This is a genomic window from Nitratireductor indicus C115 (assembly GCF_000300515.1).
Classification (GTDB): Bacteria; Pseudomonadota; Alphaproteobacteria; order Rhizobiales; family Rhizobiaceae; genus Nitratireductor; species Nitratireductor indicus.
In genome coordinates, this window is record NZ_AMSI01000012.1 from 23,581 (window position 1) to 41,071 (window position 17,491).

Sequence of the window (17,491 nt, forward strand, 5' to 3'; positions counted from 1 at the left end):
GTCTTTCGCGTCCGCTTCGTCGCTGACGTCTTCGGCAAATCAGCCGAAACGGCGCAGAAAACGCACCAGCGCACGCACGAAGGGTTTGCGTGTGGTTTCCGTGAAATACGTGATCGAGGCGCGTTTGCCAATCTCGCCAAGCGTAGGGTAGGGCGCCACATAGGAGGCGATGTCGCGCACAGTGAGCTTGCGGGTGATGGCGAGCGCCCAGAAATGGATCATCTCGCCGGCACCCGCCCCAAAGATCGAGGCACCGAGGATGCGCCCTTTTCGGTCGGTCACGAGCTTGATCAGGCCGGCTGTCCTGCCTTCTGCCTGCGCCCGGTCGTTTTCCGCATAAGGCCACCGAAGGATGGAAAGACGCCGGTGCTTTTTGCGGGCTTCCTCTTCGGTAAGGCCGACATGCGAGAGTTCCGGATCCGTGAAGGTGACACGGGGGATGATGTCCCGGTTTTCCCGCGCCGGAAGACGAAAGAGCATGGCGCGGATGACAAGGCCTGCATGATAGTTGGCAACATGGGTGAATTGCAGCCCGCCTGCCACATCGCCTATGGCATAGACGCGCCTGTTGCTGCTGCGCAGCTTGTCTGAAACGACGATGCCCTTCGGCGTGTAGCGAATGCCCGCCGCTTCAAGCCCGAGATTCGCGACATTGACGGCGCGCCCCGCTGCCACGAGCAGATGCGAACCGTCGATGATCTCCATGCCGGCCTCGTTTTCCACATGCAGGCGCACGCCTGAGCGGGTGCCCCTTTCCACCCGGTTCACCTTGCTGCCTTCGAGGATGGAAATGCCTTCGGCGCGTATTTTCTCGATCGCCAGCGAGGCAAGTTCCGGGTCTTCGCGTCCGAGGGCCTTCTGAGCTTCGATCACGGTCACTTTCGAGCCGAGCCGCCGGTGCGCTTGGGCAAGCTCGATGCCGATGGGGCCTCCGCCCAGGATCAGAAGATGGTTCGGCCTGCGCCGTTGTTCGAAGATCGTTTCATTGGTGAGAAAGGGTACGCTGTCGAGCCCGGGAATCGGTGGAATGAAGGGTGAGGATCCGGTTGCGACAACGAAGCGTCGCGCCTTGATTTCGGTGTCACCCGCCATCACGGTTCGCGGATCCTTGAACCGGGCTTCGGCCTTTATCACGGTCACGCCGAGGCTGGTGAAGCGCTCGACGGAATCATTGGGCTCTATGGCCGCAATCGTGTCTCGCACATGCTGCATCACTCGCGAAAAACTGACTTCGGCTTCCACCGGAGCGATCCCGAGGGGCGCGCCCGCGCCCATCAGATGCGCCTGCTTGCCGGCGGCAATCAGGGCCTTGGAGGGCACGCAGCCATAATTCAGGCAGTCGCCGCCCATCAGGCCTTTCTCCACGAGCACCACGGGAACGCCGAAAGCGGCTGCGGCGGCGGCCACAGTCAAACCACCGGAGCCCCCTCCGATAACGCAGATGTCGGGTTTCAGCGTGGTCATGTTTCCTGTCTTTCGCTTCTGCTTGGGTTCAACTCGGGGAATTGCGACGCAACTTCCTGATCAGGAGCGGGATGGCGGCGACCACGGCCAGGGCGGCAAAGGCGAGGGTCAGCTGCGGCGTTACAAGGTCGGCAAGGCGGATTTCCCGTCCCGCTTCGGTCGCCGCGGTTAAGACGCTGTCGAGCCCGTAGCCGAGATAAGCATAGGCAAAAGTGCCCGGCAAGATGCCGAGAAAGGTCGCCATTGCATAGGTCTTGAGGCGTACGTCAAAGAAGGCGGGGGCAATGTTGACGAGCCAGAAAGGAAAAATGGGCGCAAGTCGTAAGACGAGCAGATAGCCGAAGGCATCGTCCTCGAAACCTTTTGCCATGCGCGCAACGCGTGTGCCGAGCTTTTCGGAAAGAATGCCCTTCAATGCGCCGCGCGCGACGAGAAAAAGGGCCGATGCGCCGATGGTCGCCGCCACTGCCACCAGAACTCCGCCGAGGAGCCAGCCGAAAAGAAAGCCCGCAAAAAGGGTCAGTACGGAAGCCGCTGGAAAGGAGAAGGCCACGGCCAGCGCATAAAGCGCAATGAAGCCGGCGGAGGAGAGAACCGGATGGCCGCTCACATAATCGCGTAGGAAGCCGCGGCTCTCGGCAAGGAAATCGAGCGACAAATAGCGATGCAGGCCGAGCGCATAGCCGGCACCCAAGCCTGCAGCGATAATCGCAACAGGCAGAAAACGCCGCAGGAATCTTTGTTTTGCGTATTGCCGCGTCTTTGTGTCGGTTGTCTGCGAGGCTGCCATAATCGCTGTTGCCGGTTCCTTCGTGGAAAGCGGACTACCGAGCCCGCACCTGCCTACATGCGCTCTGGAGCCGGCTTCTGCAATGGATTCGGCCTGTCATCACCGCCAATTGAGCGGCTGGCGGGCTCGCTTCACCGAAGCGTGAAGGAGCTGGAAGTCGGCGAAAAACAGAAAGGCCCGCTCGAAGGCGGGCCTGTCCGTGAGGTCGTTTTTCGTGGCGGAAGGTCAGCCCTTGCGCCGGTCGACGGAAAGGGCGCCCGGACCGAAAGCTGCGAGAACCAAAAGGCCGCCGGCCATCGCAAGGTTCTTCATGAAGTTGATGCTCTGCATCTGGTCGGCGAAATCGAAATGCGCCACCAGTGCGGAAGCCACACAGAAGAGAGCCAGAAGCAGAGCCGCGATGCGGGTCTGGAAACCGACGAGAATGGCGAGCCCGCCGAAGAATTCGAGCGCACCGATGACGATAGCTGTAACAGTCGGAACCGGCAGGCCCATGCTGCCGAAATAACCGGCTGTGCCGCCGATTGCCGTCAGCTTTCCATAGCCGGCGACGAGGAAGATGATCGCGATCAGGATGCGACCGATAAGTACAAGAGCGTTTTGTGACATTGCGCAGATCCCGTGTTGGAAGGTGGAGCCCATATACAGGCGCTCACTGTTAAGAAAAACCGCACCGGCATTTACAGTGTGTCGTCTGAATGGGTAACAATCATCCCTTGCCTTGGCTATCGCTTTACGGGGTGCTGGGCGCGGGTCACGCATTTTGTTGCAGTCATTAAGGCTTTGTCGTGTCGTGCTTGCTGCATGAAAAAACCGCCGGACAGGTCGTGCCCGGCGGTTTGGAATTTCTGCTGCCAGATGAAAGTTCCTGACGTTGGCAGGCGGGCTTGCCTTATGCCGGTGAAATCATCTTTTCCGGACGCACGAGACGGTCGTAATCCTCTTCCGAAACGAGGCCGCTCTTGAGTGCTTCCTCGCGCAGAGTGGTACCATGCTTGTGGGCGGATTTGGCGATTGCGGCTGCATTGTCATAGCCGATTGCCGGCGCCAGCGCCGTTACCAGCATCAGCGAGCGCTGCATCAGCTCAGCGATCTGCTTCTCGTTGGCCACGATCCCCGTCACGCAATTGTCGGCGAAGGAACGCATGGCGTCGGAGAGAATGCGCACCGACTGAAGAACGGCGTTGGCGATGACCGGCTTGAACACGTTGAGCTCGAAATGGCCCTGGCTTGCTGCAACGCTCACGGTGGTCTGGTTGCCCATCACCTGGGTGGCGACCATGGTCAGCGCCTCGGCCTGGGTCGGGTTCACCTTGCCCGGCATGATCGAGGAACCCGGCTCGTTTTCCGGCAGGCTGAGTTCGCCGAGGCCCGATCGCGGACCCGAACCGAGGAAACGAATATCATTGGCGATCTTGAAGAGATCGGCGGCGAGCGCATTCAGCGTTCCGTGGAAGGCGTTGAGCGCGCCGTGGCTGGCCAATGCCTCGAACTTGTTGTCGGCCGTGCGGAAGGGCAGGCCGGTGATCGCCGCAACGCGGGCAGCGAAATCCTTGTCGAAGCCGATCGGCGCGTTGAGGCCCGTGCCAACGGCGGTACCGCCCTGGGCCAGCGCATGCACATCGTGGAGGCTGTCCTCGATGCGCTTGGCGCCAAGCTGAAGAGCTGCGACATAGCCGGAAAATTCCTGCCCGAGGGTCAGCGGCGTTGCATCCTGCGTGTGGGTGCGGCCGATCTTCACGATGGTCTCGAAGGCCTTGGCCTTGTCGTCGAGTGCCTTGGTCAGATGCGCGAGCGCGGGCAGAAGCTCGGCAGCCGCCTCGCGCCCCACAGCAATGTGCATGGCGGTTGGGAACGTGTCGTTGGAGGACTGCCCCATATTGACGTGATCGTTGGGGTGAACGGGCTTCTTGGAGCCCATCTCGCCGCCGAGCGCCTCGATGGCGCGGTTCGAGATCACTTCATTGGCATTCATGTTCGACTGCGTTCCCGAGCCCGTCTGCCAGACGGCGAGTGGGAATTCGTTGTCGAACTTGCCTTCGACCACTTCCTTGGCTGCTGCGATGATGGCATCGCCCACTTTCGGGTCCAGCTTGCCGAGTTTGAGGTTCACTTCGGCGGCGGCCTGCTTGACGATGCCGAGCGCGCGCACCAGCGGCACAGGCATTTTTTCCGTACCGATCTTGAAGTTGGTGAGGGAGCGCTGCGTCTGCGCGCCCCAGTAGCGGTCGGCAGGCACCTCGATCGGGCCAAAAGTATCGGATTCGGTACGGGTCTTGGACATGCGATAACGCTCCGTTTTCAGGTCTTGCACGGGCGGGGCGGAACGTGGGTTCATTCCGGCAGACCCGCCTGAGAAATGCCGCCGTTTAATGGCGCGCGTGAGGCCGTTTGGCAATGGGTAACAAGGCGCAGCTTGGCCGCATCCGTATATGTCTCTCAATGCTCACAGCCGGAAAAACCGATCATCCTTGCCCGCCATTCGGAAAAACAGAGCAGGAGCAAAACAGTTCATTGCCAATTCTTGCACCAATAAACTATCAGGGAAGATAGCCATATGCTTCGTGGCGCAACGAAATTTATTATTGAATAGAATAGTTTGTGGGAGGCTCTTTTGTCCAAGCCGTTTCAGTTGTCACCGACCTGGGGCACGGTGGCGCCACCCGCCATTGCAATTTTTCTCATATTGGCCGCCAATTTTCATCTCGTCGGGGAGGACAGCATGCTGTTTGTCTTGCCCGCCTGCATATTGTTGATAGCAAGCGTGTTTTCCTCGGTTCATTTCGCTGAGATCATCTCTTTGCGCGTCGGTCAGCCATATGGCTCCATCGTTTTGGCCATGGCCGTGACGGTGATCGAGGCCTCGCTCATCATATCCATGATGATGTCCCCCTCAGAAGGCGATCCCACAATTGCCCGCGACACGGTCTTCGCGACGGTGATGATGGTTTTGAACGGCATAATCGGGCTTTGCCTGCTTTCGGGAGGGCTACGCCACCGTGAGCAGTCGTTCCAGAGCCAGGGTGCGGTTGCCGCCTTCAGCGTGCTGGGCACGCTGGCGACTCTGACCCTGATCCTGCCGAACTTCACACTGGCCGTTGCCGGGCCGTTTTACTCCACCGTTCAGCTTGGTTTCGTGACGGTCGTTTCGCTGGTTCTCTACGGCCTTTTCCTGTTCGTTCAGACGGTTCGGCATCGCCGTGATTTCATCGACCTCTCATTCGAGTGCGAGGCCGAGGAGCATTCGGTCCCTTCGAATGCGCAGGCGGGCGTCGCGGCCCTGTTCCTTGTTCTGGCCCTGACGATGGTCGTCTTGTTGGCGGAAGCGCTTGCTCCGGCGATCGAGCGGGGCGTGATCGGCCTTGGCCTGGCGGAGGCCTTTGTGGGGCTTATTATTGCAGCGGTTGTCCTGTTGCCTGAAGGCATGACCGCATTTCGCGCCGCCTCCGCCAACCGCTTGCAGACCAGCCTCAACATTGCGGCTGGTTCCGCGCTGGCAAGCGTCGGGCTGTCGATACCGACTGTGGCCATCGCCTCGCTGTTCCTGGACCAGTCGATCACGCTTGGGCTTGAACCCGAGCACACGGTTCTTCTCGTCCTGTCCTTTTTCGTCGGCACGCTGACATTGGCTACGGGGCGCACGACCATCATGCAGGGCGCGGTGCATCTTGTTGTGTTTGCCTGCTTTGTATTGCTGGCTGCGGCACCCTGAGGTCGCTCTTTTCTTAGAGCATGTTGCAGTCAGGTGGCATTCCCTGACGTCTGCATAAATGCGGGCACCAAAGAGTGGAGTGGTTCAGCGTTTCAATGAAATGATGAACCACTCTAAAAGGCTGCTTCCCTGAAAGAAACAGACACGAAAAAAGGGCGCCCCTTGCGGAACGCCCTTTCCTGACTGATTCTGTGCGGTGGCTTAGAAGCCCATGCCGCCCATGCCGTCCATGCCGCCTGCCGGCATTGCCGGAGCGTCCTTCTTCGGCAGTTCTGCAACCATCGCCTCGGTGGTGATGAGCAGGCCTGCAACCGAAGCGGCGTCCTGAAGGGCGGTACGCACGACCTTCATCGGGTCGACGATGCCCATGGCAATCATGTCGCCATATTCGCCGGTCTGGGCGTTGTAGCCAAAGGTCACGGCGCTGTCATCGAGGATCTTGCCGACCACGATGGAAGCTTCCGCACCGGCGTTGGTCGAGATCTGACGAGCCGGGGCCTGGACGGCGCGGCGAACGATGTTCACACCGGCGTCCTGATCGGCATTGTCGCCCTTCGCGCTGATCGCCTGCGAGGCGCGCAGCAGAGCCGTGCCGCCACCCGGAACGATGCCTTCTTCGACAGCGGCGCGGGTCGCGTTAAGCGCGTCATCGACGCGATCCTTGCGCTCCTTCACCTCGACCTCGGTCGAGCCGCCGACGCGGATCACGGCAACGCCACCGGCGAGCTTGGCAAGGCGCTCCTGCAGCTTCTCGCGATCATAATCGGAGGTGGTCTCCTCGATCTGCTGCTTGATCTGGGCAACGCGACCTTCGATCTCGGACTTCTGACCAGCACCGTCGACGATGGTTGTGGTCTCCTTGGAGATCGCAACCTTCTTCGCGCGGCCGAGCATGTCGAGCGTGACGTTCTCAAGCTTGATGCCGAGGTCTTCGGAGATGACCTGGCCGCCGGTGAGGATCGCGATGTCCTCGAGCATGGCCTTGCGGCGGTCGCCGAAGCCCGGAGCCTTGACGGCAGCGATCTTCAGGCCACCGCGCAGCTTGTTGACGACGAGCGTGGCCAGAGCCTCGCCCTCGACGTCTTCGGCGATGATGATGAGCGGCTTGGAGGACTGAACGACAGCCTCGAGCACCGGCAGCATGGCCTGGAGGTTGGAGAGCTTCTTCTCGTGGAGCAGGATGTAGGCATCCTCGAGATCGGCAACCATCTTCTCGGGGTTGGTGACGAAGTAGGGGGAGAGGTAGCCGCGGTCGAACTGCATGCCCTCGACCACTTCGAGCTCGGTCTCGGCGGTCTTGGCTTCCTCGACGGTGATGACACCCTCGTTGCCGACCTTCTGCATCGCCTCGGCGATCATCTTGCCGATTTCGGCTTCGCCATTGGCGGAGATCGTACCGACCTGAGCAACTTCCTCGGAGGTGTTGATCTTCTTGGTGGCCTTGGTGAGGTATTCCACGACGTCGGCAACAGCCTTGTCGATACCACGCTTCAGGTCCATCGGGTTCATGCCGGCGGCAACGGCCTTGGCGCCTTCCTGAACGATTGCCTGGGCGAGGACGGTCGCGGTCGTGGTGCCGTCACCAGCGATATCGTTGGTCTTGGAGGCAACTTCGCGCACCATCTGGGCGCCCATGTTCTCGAACTTGTCTTCGAGCTCGATTTCCTTGGCGACGGTCACGCCGTCCTTCGTGATGCGCGGGGCACCGAAGGACTTGTCGATGACGACGTTGCGGCCTTTCGGACCAAGGGTCACCTTTACGGCGTCGGCAAGGATGTTGACGCCCCTGAGCATGCGCTCACGCGCGTCGCGGGCGAACTTTACTTCTTTTGCAGCCATATTTCTCTAGCTCCTGAGCTTCTGGAGAAACTCTGTTACCGTTTTGATGTGGTGGCCTGGATCAGCCGATGATGCCCATGATGTCGGATTCCTTCATGATCAGGAGATCCTCGCCATTGAGCTTCACTTCGGTGCCCGACCACTTGCCGAACAGCACGCGGTCGCCAGCCTTGACGTCCAGCGGGACGAGCTTTCCAGCTTCGTCGCGAGCGCCGGAACCAACGGCGATCACTTCGCCTTCCTGCGGCTTTTCCTTTGCGGTGTCGGGGATGATGATGCCGCCTGCCGTCTTTTCTTCGGACTCGACCCGGCGTACGACCACGCGGTCATGGAGCGGGCGAAAGTTCGTGTTGGCCATTTTCTGAACCCTTGTACGGATGATGAATTAGGCTTTTCCTCCGTCCGGCGACGCCGGACGCCATTAGCACTCTCCTTTGGTGAGTGCTAATTCGGCTTTGAGATAGTGGTGGGCCCAGTTCGAGTCAAGTTTTCAGGCAAGGCTGGCAGCGCAATTTTTTCACAATGCGCGAAATACCGTCATCCGCCGGGACCGGACATGCTGGTCGCAAGCCCTGAAACCATCCTGCCGCCTTATAGGCGATCAGCCGGGCCGCTTGAAGGCCTTGCGTGCTTTTTCCACTTCCGCCCGGCAGGAACAGCCTTCGATATGGTCGTTGACGAGCCCCATCGCCTGCATGAAGGCATAGACAGTGGTCGGGCCGACGAAGGACCAGCCCCGCTTCTTCAGATCCTTGGATATCCGCGTTGAAATCTCTGTCTTCGGATTGGCCGTGAGAGCCGCATAGGTCAGCACTTCGGGGCGCTCATGCGGCTGTGGTTCCTGCCGCCAGAAATATCGGGCGAGGGAGCCTTCCTTCTCGCACATCTCTATGGCGCGCTGTGCATTGTTGATGGTCGACCGGATTTTGCCGCCGTGGCGGATGATGCCGGCATTGCCCAGAAGGCGCTCGACATCGTTTTCGGTGAAGCGTGCGACGCGCTCGAAGTCGAACCCCTCGAATGCCTCGCGGAAATTCTCCCGCTTGCGCAGGATGGTGAGCCAGGAAAGACCCGACTGGAAACCCTCGAGACACAGCTTCTCGAAAAGCCTGTGGTCACTGTCCACGGGGCGGCCCCACTCATTGTCATGATAGGCGAGATAGTCTGGCAGTTCGCCCGGCCAGAAGCACCGCGTCCGGCCGTCGGCGCCCTCGATCAATCCCGTCTTTTCCTCGCTCATTCTTCCGCAACTCCTTGGTTAATGGGCAATCAGGCCAGTTTAGCAATATTTTCACCAGGTTTTTGAACCGGGCGGTAACCACGCCAAATGGTTTTCAGGAAAGATTGCATTTTATCGATCTCGATTCACCATTCAGTTGGAGCTCTCGGGCAGCCTCCTGACAGAAGCAGGGCTAGTAGACCTGTTTTGCCCGTGCCACCCGTTTCAGGATGAGTGCTCGGATTGGAATTTGAGGTAACCTAACGAGAGAGAGCCAGATCTCATGAAGTCGATGCTGTATGCAGCCGGCCTGGCGGCCGGACTGGTATTATCCTGGGGGGCCTATGCCCAGGACCGCTACGTCGAGCCGCCGCCGGTTCTCGTCAGCCCCGACCTTTCTGCTCCCTGGGTCATGCAACTGCGTTCCGCGCCCGTTCGAGTGCAGCAGGAACGCCGCCAGCAGGCGCAGCAATACCGTGCATATCAGGACGCGCGCCGCACCACATCCTATCCCCGTGTCCAGCAGGATTATACGCCGCATGCGCGCCGCACGGTGACCGTTCAACCGGGGCAGGCTCAGGTTCAGCCGGCCGCTTACGGCGCCATGCCAAGTGATCGTTCCTGGAACATGAGCGATCCCAAATGGCTTCCGCAGGTTGTCGATTATAGCGGTAAGCACGGAGCGGGAACGGTCATTGTCGATACGCAGCAGCGTTTCCTGTTTCTCGTCATGAAGGACGGCAAGGCCCGTCGTTATGGCGTCGGCGTCGGCAAGGAAGGCTTCGGCTGGAACGGTACTGAAAAGATCACGCAGAAGCGCGAATGGCCGGATTGGCGCCCGCCGGCGGAGATGATTGCCCGCGAAAAGGCCAAGGGGCGCGTGCTGCCCGCCCACATGAAGGGCGGCCCGGCCAATCCGCTGGGCGCGCGTGCGCTCTATCTGGGATCGACGCTTTATCGCATTCACGGAACCAATGCGCCTTGGACCATCGGTCGTGCCGTTTCATCCGGCTGCATCCGCATGCGCAATGAGGATGTGATGGATCTGTACAATCGCGTCGGTGTGGGCACCAAGGTCGTGGTGATGTGATGACGCGCGTCGCCTTGCGTTGAAAGGCAGGGCGAATTGCGACTGAAAGCTGATGACGGGGGATGCCCGGCGGGGGACGCCGGGTATCAGGAGAAGAGCGGCGCTTGGGGGAGCGCCGCTCTTTTCGTTTCATCCCTTGCGACCGTTGCAGGGTTTGGTCTTGCACAGCCAGGGCAGGCCATGCCGCTCAAAAACGGCAATCCTTATTCGGCAGCCACCATGGTTGCCGGTTTAATGCTGAGCGTCTCGGGAATGCGCCGTGGACGCGGGCCGCCGAAAGCCCAGTCGAGAAGCTCCACCGTGTGTACGATCGGAACTGCGGTGGCGGAACCGATCTGCGTCATGCAGCCGATATTGCCCGTGGCGACGATGGCCGCCTCGGTCGCCTCGATGTTCTTCACCTTGCGGTCGCGCAGCTTTGCCGAAATCTCGGGCTGCAGAATATTGTAGGTGCCCGCCGAACCGCAGCACAGATGTCCCTCGCGCGGTTCGCGCACGATGAAGCCAGCCTTCCCGAGAAGCTCGCGCGGCTGGCGCGTTACCTTCTGCCCATGCTGCATGGAGCAGGCAGAATGATAGGCAACCGCGATGCCGGGTTCGATGGCCGGAACCGGCAGGTCGAGCGTGACGAGATATTCGGTCACGTCCTTGGCCAGAGCTGCAATCCTTGCGGCTTTTTCGGCATAATCGGGGTCGAGCCGCAGCATGTGGCCATAATCCTTCACCGTCGTGCCGCAGCCCGATGTGGTGATGATGATGGCGTCGAGGCCGCCTTGATCGATCTCCCGCGTCCAGGCATCCACATTACGCCGGGCAGCGTCGAGCGCCTCGTCTTCCCGTCCCATATGATGCACCAGCGCACCGCAACAGCCTTCGCCTGCGGGGTTGCGCACGACTTCGATCCCGAGCCTTGAGAGAAGCCTTGCGGTGGCGGCATTGATTCCAGGGTCGAGCACCGATTGAGCACAACCCGTCAGAAGTGCCACGCGTCCACGCCGTTCTCCCGAAGGCGCGACCGGGCCAGAGGTGTTGTCGGCCGGCGGAACCGTGCGCGGGGCAAGTTCCAGCATCGCCGACACGGGCTTAAGTCCGGGTACGCGGCGCATCAGCGGCGCGAAGGGGCGCCCGATCGCGGCAAGCCTCAAGGCTGCGCGGAACCGTGCGGGATAGGGCAGGATCTTTGCCAGCATGGCGCGCAGCGCGCGGTCGAGAACGGGCCGGCGATAGGTCTTTTCAATATGCGCGCGCGCGTGGTCGACAAGGTGCATGTAGTGCACGCCCGAGGGGCATGTGGTCATGCAGGCAAGGCAGGAGAGGCAGCGGTCGACATGGGTCACGATCTCCTTGTCGGCAGGCCGTCCGTTCTCCAGCATGTCCTTGATGAGATAGATGCGCCCGCGCGGACTGTCGAGTTCATTGCCAAGCGTGACGTAGGTCGGGCAGGTGGCCGTGCAGAAACCGCAGTGGACGCATTTGCGCAGGATTGCCTCGGATGCCGCAATATGCGGATCGGAAAGCTGCTGTGGTGTGAAACTGGTCTGCACGGTCGTTCCTCCTGCGGGCAGGGCATTCCCTATTCCCTGGCCTGCGATGTGGTGCGCCGGCCTTTTTCGGCCGGCGCGGAATGCTTCAGATGAGCCAGCTCTGCGGATTCTTGATGGGCTCGCCGCGGCCAGCCGTTTGCAGGCCGATAACACAACGGATCACCATCCACACCGCCACTGCAAACAGCATCGGGATGCCGATGATTGCGAAAACGAGCACGGCTGAGACGAAGCCGTAGAGAAGGCCGATCCAGAAGGTGCGGATGGCCCAGGTGTAGTGGGTTTCCAGCCAGCCGCCGACCTTGCCGCGATTCATATAGGCAAGCACGATGCCGACCAGCGCCGTGATACCGATCACGAAGCCGACGAGATAGAGAATGTAGATGACCTGCACATTGGTCTGGCCGGGATCCAGCCATCCGTCTGTCTTGCGGGGTTCGCCCGGTTGCGGTTCCATACTGCTCATGATTTCCCTCTCCTGGTTTGACCGTGCGGCAATCTAGCACGGCATCAGGTGAAAGCCATGCGGCCGGGATTGAGGAGGTTCTTGGGGTCGAACTGCTCTTTCAGCCGGGCTGAAAGGGCTGCGAGGGCAGGGGGCTGCGGCTCGAAAACTGGAGTTCCCGCCTTCACCGTTTCCGGTGCGCGCACCAGCGTCGCGTGACCGCCGCCGAAATGGGCAATGAGCTTGCGCAGAACCTCGGCTTCGGGATCGGCCTCCATGCGCATCCAGACCAGTCCGCCTTGCCAATCGTAAAAGGTATTCGCGCCCGCAGCCCTTCTGAAGGCGTCCACCAGCAGATGCCCTTGCGAGGGTGCAACGGAAACGCGCCATACGGGCGCAGTCGTTCCATCGGCGAAAGGCTTGCAATCGCGGATTTCCCGCCAGAGCAAGCGCGACTGATCGACGTCGATTGTGGAGACGGCGCCGTAGGATTTGAGAAGGTGAAACAGGAGGTCGATGCGATAATCGACGGAGGGGCCGAAGCCCTCCACCCGCAACACCGTCTGCGCGCCGTTTTGCAATCCACCCTCGAGGAAACGCCCCACCACGCCCTCGGGCAGATGGGCCGCTGCCGACACCTCCGCGCTGGACCCCATCGCCATTGCCATGGCTGCGGCCGCTTCGGCATCGTCGAGGCCTGAAATGCAAAGCGTCGTTTCCGTTTCGGCCGCCGGCAGGACCTTGAAAGTCACGTCAGTCGTGACGGCCAGTGTGCCCCAGGCCCCCGCAAGGCCTTTCGAAAGATCGTAACCCGTGACGTTCTTCACCACGCGTCCGCCGGACTTGAAGCCTTCGCCACGCCCTGAAACCGCATGCACGCCAAGCACGTGGTCGCGCGCCGCACCCGACTTGATACGGCGCGGGCCTGCGAGATTGGCCGAAAGCAGCCCGCCGATCGTGCCGCGGCCTGCCTCCCGTCCCAGAAGCGGCGCGTAATCCATGGGTTCGAAGGCGAATTCCTGCCGGTTGCGGGCAAGTTCCGCCTCGATTTCGGCAAGCGGCGTGCCGGCTCGGGCCGAAAGCACCAGTTCCTCGGGCTCATAGAGCGTTATGCCGGCAAGCCTGGAAAGATCGAGCGTGTGCGCGGCTTGTACGGCGTGGCCGATGCTGCGCTTGGAGCCATGCCCGACAATCTCGATCGGTTCTTCCTCGCCGACCGTCCACTGGACGATTTCGAGCACTTCTTCAGCGTTGGACGGAGTGAAATCTGTCATGCGTCTGGCCTCAAAACCGCTCCAGATCGGGGAATGGCACCTGTCCGCGATGGATGTGCATGCGGCCGAGTTCGGCGCAGCGGTGCAATTGCGGAAAAACCTTGCCCGGATTGAGAAGATGGTTCGGGTCGAAGGCGCATTTGACGCGAATCTGCTGGTTCAGATCAGCCTCGGTGAACATTTCCGGCATCAGGTCGCGCTTTTCGACGCCGACCCCATGCTCTCCGGTCAAAACGCCGCCCACTTCGACGCAAAGCCGCAATATGTCTGCGCCGAAGGCCTCGGCATTCTCCAGTTCGCCGGGCTTGTTCGCATCGTAAAGAATGAGCGGATGCAGATTGCCATCGCCTGCATGGAAGACATTGGCGACGCGCAGTCCGTATTTTTCCGAGAGCGCCCGCATGCCCGCAAGTACGCGGGGCAGGGCCTTTCGCGGAATGGTGCCGTCCATGCAGTAATAGTCGGGCGAAATACGCCCGGCCGCCGGAAAGGCCGCCTTGCGCCCGGCCCAGAACACGGCGCGTTCCTCGTCCGATGTCGAAGCCCGGCTCGTCGTGGCGCCGTTGCGCTTGGCGATTGTCTCGACCCGCTCAATCAGATGGTCGACTTCTGCCTGCGGGCCGTCGAGTTCGACGATCAGCAGCGCTTCCACATCCAGTGGATAGCCTGCATGGACAAAATCTTCTGCCGCGCGGATTGCCGGCCCGTCCATCATTTCCATGCCGCCGGGAATAATCCCTGCGCCGATGATTTCGGCCACGCACAGGCCGGCCTCTTCGCTCGAGGGGAAGCCGATCAAAAGCGCCCGCGCGGTCTCCGGTTTCTGCAGGATGCGCACCGTCACTTCGGTCACGACGCCAAGCAGCCCTTCCGAACCCGTCATAAGGCCAAGCAGGTCGTAGCCCTCCGCATCCAGATGCTTGCCGCCCAGCCGAACGACGTCGCCATTTATCAGCACCATTTCGATGCCAAGCACATTGTTTGCGGTCAGCCCGTATTTGAGGCAGTGCACGCCGCCTGAATTCTCCGCCACATTGCCACCAATGGAGCACGCGATCTGCGAGGAGGGGTCGGGCGCATAATAAAAGCCCTCATGCTCCACCGCATGCGTGATGCCGAGATTGGTGACACCTGGTTGCGCCACCACGGCTCGGTTGGCGAAGTCGATGTCGAGAATGCGGTTGAAGCGGCTCATCACAAGAAGCACCGCGTCTTCAAGCGGCAAGGCCCCGCCCGAAAGCGAGGTGCCCGAGCCGCGCGGCACGACGCGGATATTACGCTCGTGGCAATATTTGAGGATGCGCGAAACCTGCGCCGTGGTTTCCGGCAAAACCACCACCAGCGGCATCTGGCGATAGGCCGTCAGCCCGTCGCTTTCAAAGGCGCGCATTTCGTTTGCCGTGTCCACCACGCCCTCGCCCGGCACGATGATGCGCATATCCGCGACGATGTCGGCACGATTGCGCAGGGTCTCGGCATTCGCTTTCGGCATTGCTGGACCGGACATGCAGTTCTCCTCCACTGGTCCAAACTTCTTACCAGTATGATCTGGCTGCTGTAAATGCTGCGCGCAAACTGCCCCTGCGTCAATCCGCCTCGGGAGGTGCGTCCGGATTCAAGCGCTCGTTGCGTCGGGGTTCTGGCGGTGCCCGTCCGCGCGGGGCAAAGTAAGCAGATTGAATCGCACGAAGGAGGCACGTGCCCCCTCACGTTCTGCAATCATGCAGCCGCCATGTGGCCCCCGGCTTCTGGTCTAGTCGTCCTCGCGGGCATGATGTTGCCTGATGCGACGCACCAGCAGCCATATGCCGAGCACGGCCACGGGCACCGCAGCAGCCGTGACGGTCTCTGCCGAGATGCCCGGCAACAGCGGCTTTGCTCCTTTGGCGAGATAGCCGATGAGGCCCACGACGTAATAGGAAATGGCGGCGACCGACAGGCCCTCGACCGTTTGCTGGAGGCGCAATTGCAGCTTGGCGCGGCGGTTCATCGAGGCGAGCAGGTCGCGGTTCTGGCGCTCCACCTCCACGTCGACCCAGCTGCGCAGCAGATTAGCGGCCCGCGTGAGCTTGCGTGAAAGATTGGCCTGCCGTTCTTCCACCGAGCGGCAGGTGCGCATGGCGGGTGCCACGCGCCTTTGCAGGAACGCCGCCCAGGTTTCATAGCCCGGCACGGGTGTTTCGTTCAGCGTGTCGAGCCGCTCCTCGACGATGCCGTGATAGGCACGGCTCGCCCCGAAGCGATAAAGGCTGGCGGCGGCATCGGCTTCCAGATCGGCGGCGAGTTCCGTCAGCTGCGACAGGAGTTCATGGCTGTCATGCTTGTCGCGCTGGCGCATCTGCGCGGTGAGAAGCGCCAGCCCGTCCTCCATGCGTCGCAGGCGCGGCGAAAGCGATTGCGCCAGCGGCAGGCCGAGCATGGCGAGCGTTCGATAGGCCTCGATGTCGATCAGGCGTTGGGAGAGTGCCCCGATGCGTGCGGGCGAAAGGTCTTTTTCAAGAATCAGGATGCGGGTCAGCCCGTCTCCGTCCTGGCGAAAGTCCGTGGCGACGGCGGCGCGCCCGCCTTCGACGAGCGAGTAGCCGAGGCTCGCCGGGTCGAAGCTCTCGATCAGTTTCTCCGTGGCCGGCGACCAGCGGCGGATTTCCACTCGCGTTCCCGAGATTGCCGTTCCCGGCGGGTTGAAGCCGTTGCCGAAGGGCGATTCCTCCATCGGCTTTCCGGTGCGCGGCGAAAGGGGACAGTCCCATTGGTAGCTGGAAAACTCCGTATGGCGTTCCCAGCGCAGCGTGCCCTTGCCCCATTTCATCGCGTGATGGCGGGCATGGGCGTCGGGCGGTGCAACGCCGAGGCGGCGCGAAAGATCCGCCAGCACGGCATTGTCGACGGCCGATCCGCCTTCGGTCATGAAGGAGAGTTGGATGATGAGGCGCGGTGCCTCCAGAAGAGGATGCGGCCTGGCATGAACTTCACCAAGAGCGCCCGCCCGCCCCTCATGCGAGGGGAAGCCCAGCACGCTTCCGGTCACCAGCCTTTCCTCCCCTTCATCATCTGCCTGCCGTATTCTTGAAGTGCCGGAAATCTGTCTGGCGATATTTTGGCCCATCGTGCCTTGCCGTCTGCATCAGGAAAGCCTGCTTGCAAGTATGCTATCTGGAAGTACGTCTGCGCAATGCGTGGATTCCATCCGGCAAAGCAATTCCTTTTTGGACAAAGAAATTGACCAGTTTTGCCTGGCGGCGTTATCCTGGCTCCGTGCCGAATTGATGCGCATGGACGAAAGCGGGCGGCCCTTGGTGGAAACTGTCTTTTCGAGAATTGAGCATGCCCGTACTGCCGACGGTGTCGTCCGGCAGATCGAGACGCTTATTCTGGAAGGCGTGTTGCGGGCCGGTGACCGACTTCCCGGCGAGCGCGATCTTGCGCGCCAGCTCGACGTCTCGCGGCCCATTTTGCGTGATGCGCTGAAGACGCTGGAGGCCGGCGGGCTGATCGTTACCCGCCACGGCGGAGGCACCTGCATTGCCGATGTGATCGGCCAGGTCTTTTCGCCGCCCGTTGCGGAACTGATCTCTTCCCACCGCAAGGCGACTGCCGATTATCTGGAATACCGTCGTGAGATAGAGGCCATAGCTGCCGATTATGCGGCGCGGCGCGCGACGTCTGAAGACCTGGTTCTCCTCAAGGCGATCATGGAGCGCATGGACGCTGCCCATGCGCAGGAGGATTTCGAGACCGAGGCGGCTTGCGATGTGGAGTTCCACAACGCCATTGTGGAGTGCGCGCACAACATTGTTCTCTTGCACACGCTGCGTGCCTGCTACCGTCTCCTGTCGGACGGGGTCTTTCTGAACCGCACCCGCATCTATGAAATGCCTGATGCGCGTAACACCCTTTTGACCCAGCACCGCGCCATATACGACGCCATCGTGGCGCGCGATCCCGATGCGGCGCGCAAGGCTGCGACGGCACATATGGATTTCGTCGAGAAAGCCACCTTCCATGCCGAACGTTCCGGCGACTGGCAGCGCGTTTCGCGGTTGCGGTTGAACCAGCGCGGCGGCGCGGAGATGGCGGAGCCATGAGGACGCGTCGAAACCGCGTGACCACACTA

15 protein-coding genes are annotated in these 17,491 nt (G+C 61.2%); 3 read left to right on the forward strand and 12 right to left on the reverse strand.

Annotated elements, in window-relative coordinates; all coding sequences use genetic code 11:
• Positions 1-39 precede the first annotated feature (39 nt).
• The 4 genes from NA8A_RS16680 to fumC all read right to left on the reverse strand — a co-directional run bounded on the left by NA8A_RS16680 (position 40) and on the right by fumC (position 4,538).
• Positions 40-1,464 (reverse strand): dihydrolipoyl dehydrogenase family protein, encoded by a 1,425-nt coding sequence (locus NA8A_RS16680; RefSeq protein ID WP_009451532.1) that lies wholly within the window; start codon positions 1,462-1,464, stop codon positions 40-42.
• Positions 1,465-1,492: 28 nt separating this feature from the next.
• Positions 1,493-2,254, reverse strand: coding sequence for a TVP38/TMEM64 family protein (locus NA8A_RS16685; protein WP_009451533.1), 762 nt, complete (start codon positions 2,252-2,254; stop codon positions 1,493-1,495).
• A 225-nt stretch (positions 2,255-2,479) separates the two neighbouring features.
• Entirely contained in the window at positions 2,480-2,863 is a 384-nt protein-coding gene (locus tag NA8A_RS16690) for a DoxX family protein (RefSeq protein ID WP_009451534.1), read from the reverse strand.
• 283 nt (positions 2,864-3,146) lie between these two features.
• Positions 3,147-4,538 (reverse strand): class II fumarate hydratase, encoded by a 1,392-nt coding sequence (fumC, locus tag NA8A_RS16695; protein WP_009451535.1) that lies wholly within the window; start codon positions 4,536-4,538, stop codon positions 3,147-3,149.
• A 330-nt stretch (positions 4,539-4,868) separates the two neighbouring features.
• Here fumC and NA8A_RS16700 point away from each other — a divergent pair, with 330 nt between their 5' ends.
• Entirely contained in the window at positions 4,869-5,966 is a 1,098-nt protein-coding gene (locus NA8A_RS16700) for a calcium:cation antiporter (RefSeq protein ID WP_009451536.1), read from the forward strand.
• A gap of 201 nt (positions 5,967-6,167) precedes the next feature.
• Here NA8A_RS16700 and groL read toward each other — a convergent pair whose 3' ends face one another.
• From groL to NA8A_RS16715, 3 genes are all read right to left on the reverse strand, one after another.
• On the reverse strand, positions 6,168-7,805 hold the full coding sequence (gene groL / locus NA8A_RS16705) for a chaperonin GroEL (RefSeq protein ID WP_009451537.1): 1,638 nt from the start codon (positions 7,803-7,805) through the stop codon (positions 6,168-6,170).
• 61 nt (positions 7,806-7,866) lie between these two features.
• On the reverse strand, positions 7,867-8,163 hold the full coding sequence (gene groES / locus NA8A_RS16710) for a co-chaperone GroES (RefSeq protein ID WP_009451538.1): 297 nt from the start codon (positions 8,161-8,163) through the stop codon (positions 7,867-7,869).
• Positions 8,164-8,406: 243 nt separating this feature from the next.
• Positions 8,407-9,045, reverse strand: a complete 639-nt coding sequence (locus tag NA8A_RS16715; RefSeq protein ID WP_009451539.1) for a DNA-3-methyladenine glycosylase I — start codon at positions 9,043-9,045, stop codon at positions 8,407-8,409.
• Between the two features lie 262 nt (positions 9,046-9,307).
• Here NA8A_RS16715 and NA8A_RS16720 point away from each other — a divergent pair, with 262 nt between their 5' ends.
• Entirely contained in the window at positions 9,308-10,114 is an 807-nt protein-coding gene (locus NA8A_RS16720; RefSeq protein WP_009451540.1) for a L,D-transpeptidase, read from the forward strand.
• 203 nt (positions 10,115-10,317) lie between these two features.
• Here NA8A_RS16720 and glcF read toward each other — a convergent pair whose 3' ends face one another.
• The 5 genes from glcF to NA8A_RS16745 form a co-directional block, all read right to left on the reverse strand.
• Positions 10,318-11,658 carry a glycolate oxidase subunit GlcF gene (gene glcF, locus NA8A_RS16725; RefSeq protein WP_009451541.1) on the reverse strand — a complete coding sequence of 447 codons (1,341 nt, stop codon included), beginning with the start codon at positions 11,656-11,658 and terminating at the stop codon, positions 10,318-10,320.
• Between the two features lie 85 nt (positions 11,659-11,743).
• Positions 11,744-12,124: a DUF4870 family protein gene (locus NA8A_RS16730; RefSeq protein ID WP_040672898.1), complete on the reverse strand. Its 381-nt coding sequence runs from the start codon at positions 12,122-12,124 to the stop codon at positions 11,744-11,746.
• Between the two features lie 44 nt (positions 12,125-12,168).
• Positions 12,169-13,377: an FAD-binding protein gene (locus tag NA8A_RS16735; protein ID WP_009451543.1), complete on the reverse strand. Its 1,209-nt coding sequence runs from the start codon at positions 13,375-13,377 to the stop codon at positions 12,169-12,171.
• A 10-nt stretch (positions 13,378-13,387) separates the two neighbouring features.
• Positions 13,388-14,884: an FAD-linked oxidase C-terminal domain-containing protein gene (locus tag NA8A_RS16740; protein ID WP_009451544.1), complete on the reverse strand. Its 1,497-nt coding sequence runs from the start codon at positions 14,882-14,884 to the stop codon at positions 13,388-13,390.
• 246 nt (positions 14,885-15,130) lie between these two features.
• Positions 15,131-16,483 (reverse strand): DUF3422 family protein, encoded by a 1,353-nt coding sequence (locus NA8A_RS16745; protein WP_009451545.1) that lies wholly within the window; start codon positions 16,481-16,483, stop codon positions 15,131-15,133.
• 190 nt (positions 16,484-16,673) lie between these two features.
• On the opposite strand from NA8A_RS16745, the gene NA8A_RS16750 reads away from it, so the two are divergent.
• Positions 16,674-17,462: an FCD domain-containing protein gene (locus tag NA8A_RS16750; RefSeq protein ID WP_086006175.1), complete on the forward strand. Its 789-nt coding sequence runs from the start codon at positions 16,674-16,676 to the stop codon at positions 17,460-17,462.
• Positions 17,463-17,491 lie beyond the last annotated feature (29 nt).

Bases quoted from the DNA above. Each gene is read 5' to 3' on its own strand.
- NA8A_RS16680 (WP_009451532.1), bottom strand. From the start codon at position 1,464: ATGACCACGCTGAAACCCGACATCTGCGTTATCGGAGGGGGCTCCGGT.
- NA8A_RS16685 (WP_009451533.1), bottom strand. From the start codon at position 2,254: ATGGCAGCCTCGCAGACAACCGACACAAAGACGCGGCAATACGCAAAA.
- NA8A_RS16690 (WP_009451534.1), bottom strand. From the start codon at position 2,863: ATGTCACAAAACGCTCTTGTACTTATCGGTCGCATCCTGATCGCGATC.
- fumC (WP_009451535.1), bottom strand. From the start codon at position 4,538: ATGTCCAAGACCCGTACCGAATCCGATACTTTTGGCCCGATCGAGGTG.
- groL (WP_009451537.1), bottom strand. From the start codon at position 7,805: ATGGCTGCAAAAGAAGTAAAGTTCGCCCGCGACGCGCGTGAGCGCATG.
- groES (WP_009451538.1), bottom strand. From the start codon at position 8,163: ATGGCCAACACGAACTTTCGCCCGCTCCATGACCGCGTGGTCGTACGC.
- NA8A_RS16715 (WP_009451539.1), bottom strand. From the start codon at position 9,045: ATGAGCGAGGAAAAGACGGGATTGATCGAGGGCGCCGACGGCCGGACG.
- NA8A_RS16720 (WP_009451540.1), top strand. From the start codon at position 9,308: ATGAAGTCGATGCTGTATGCAGCCGGCCTGGCGGCCGGACTGGTATTA.
- NA8A_RS16730 (WP_040672898.1), bottom strand. From the start codon at position 12,124: ATGAGCAGTATGGAACCGCAACCGGGCGAACCCCGCAAGACAGACGGA.
- NA8A_RS16735 (WP_009451543.1), bottom strand. From the start codon at position 13,377: ATGACAGATTTCACTCCGTCCAACGCTGAAGAAGTGCTCGAAATCGTC.
- NA8A_RS16740 (WP_009451544.1), bottom strand. From the start codon at position 14,884: ATGTCCGGTCCAGCAATGCCGAAAGCGAATGCCGAGACCCTGCGCAAT.
- NA8A_RS16745 (WP_009451545.1), bottom strand. From the start codon at position 16,483: ATGGGCCAAAATATCGCCAGACAGATTTCCGGCACTTCAAGAATACGG.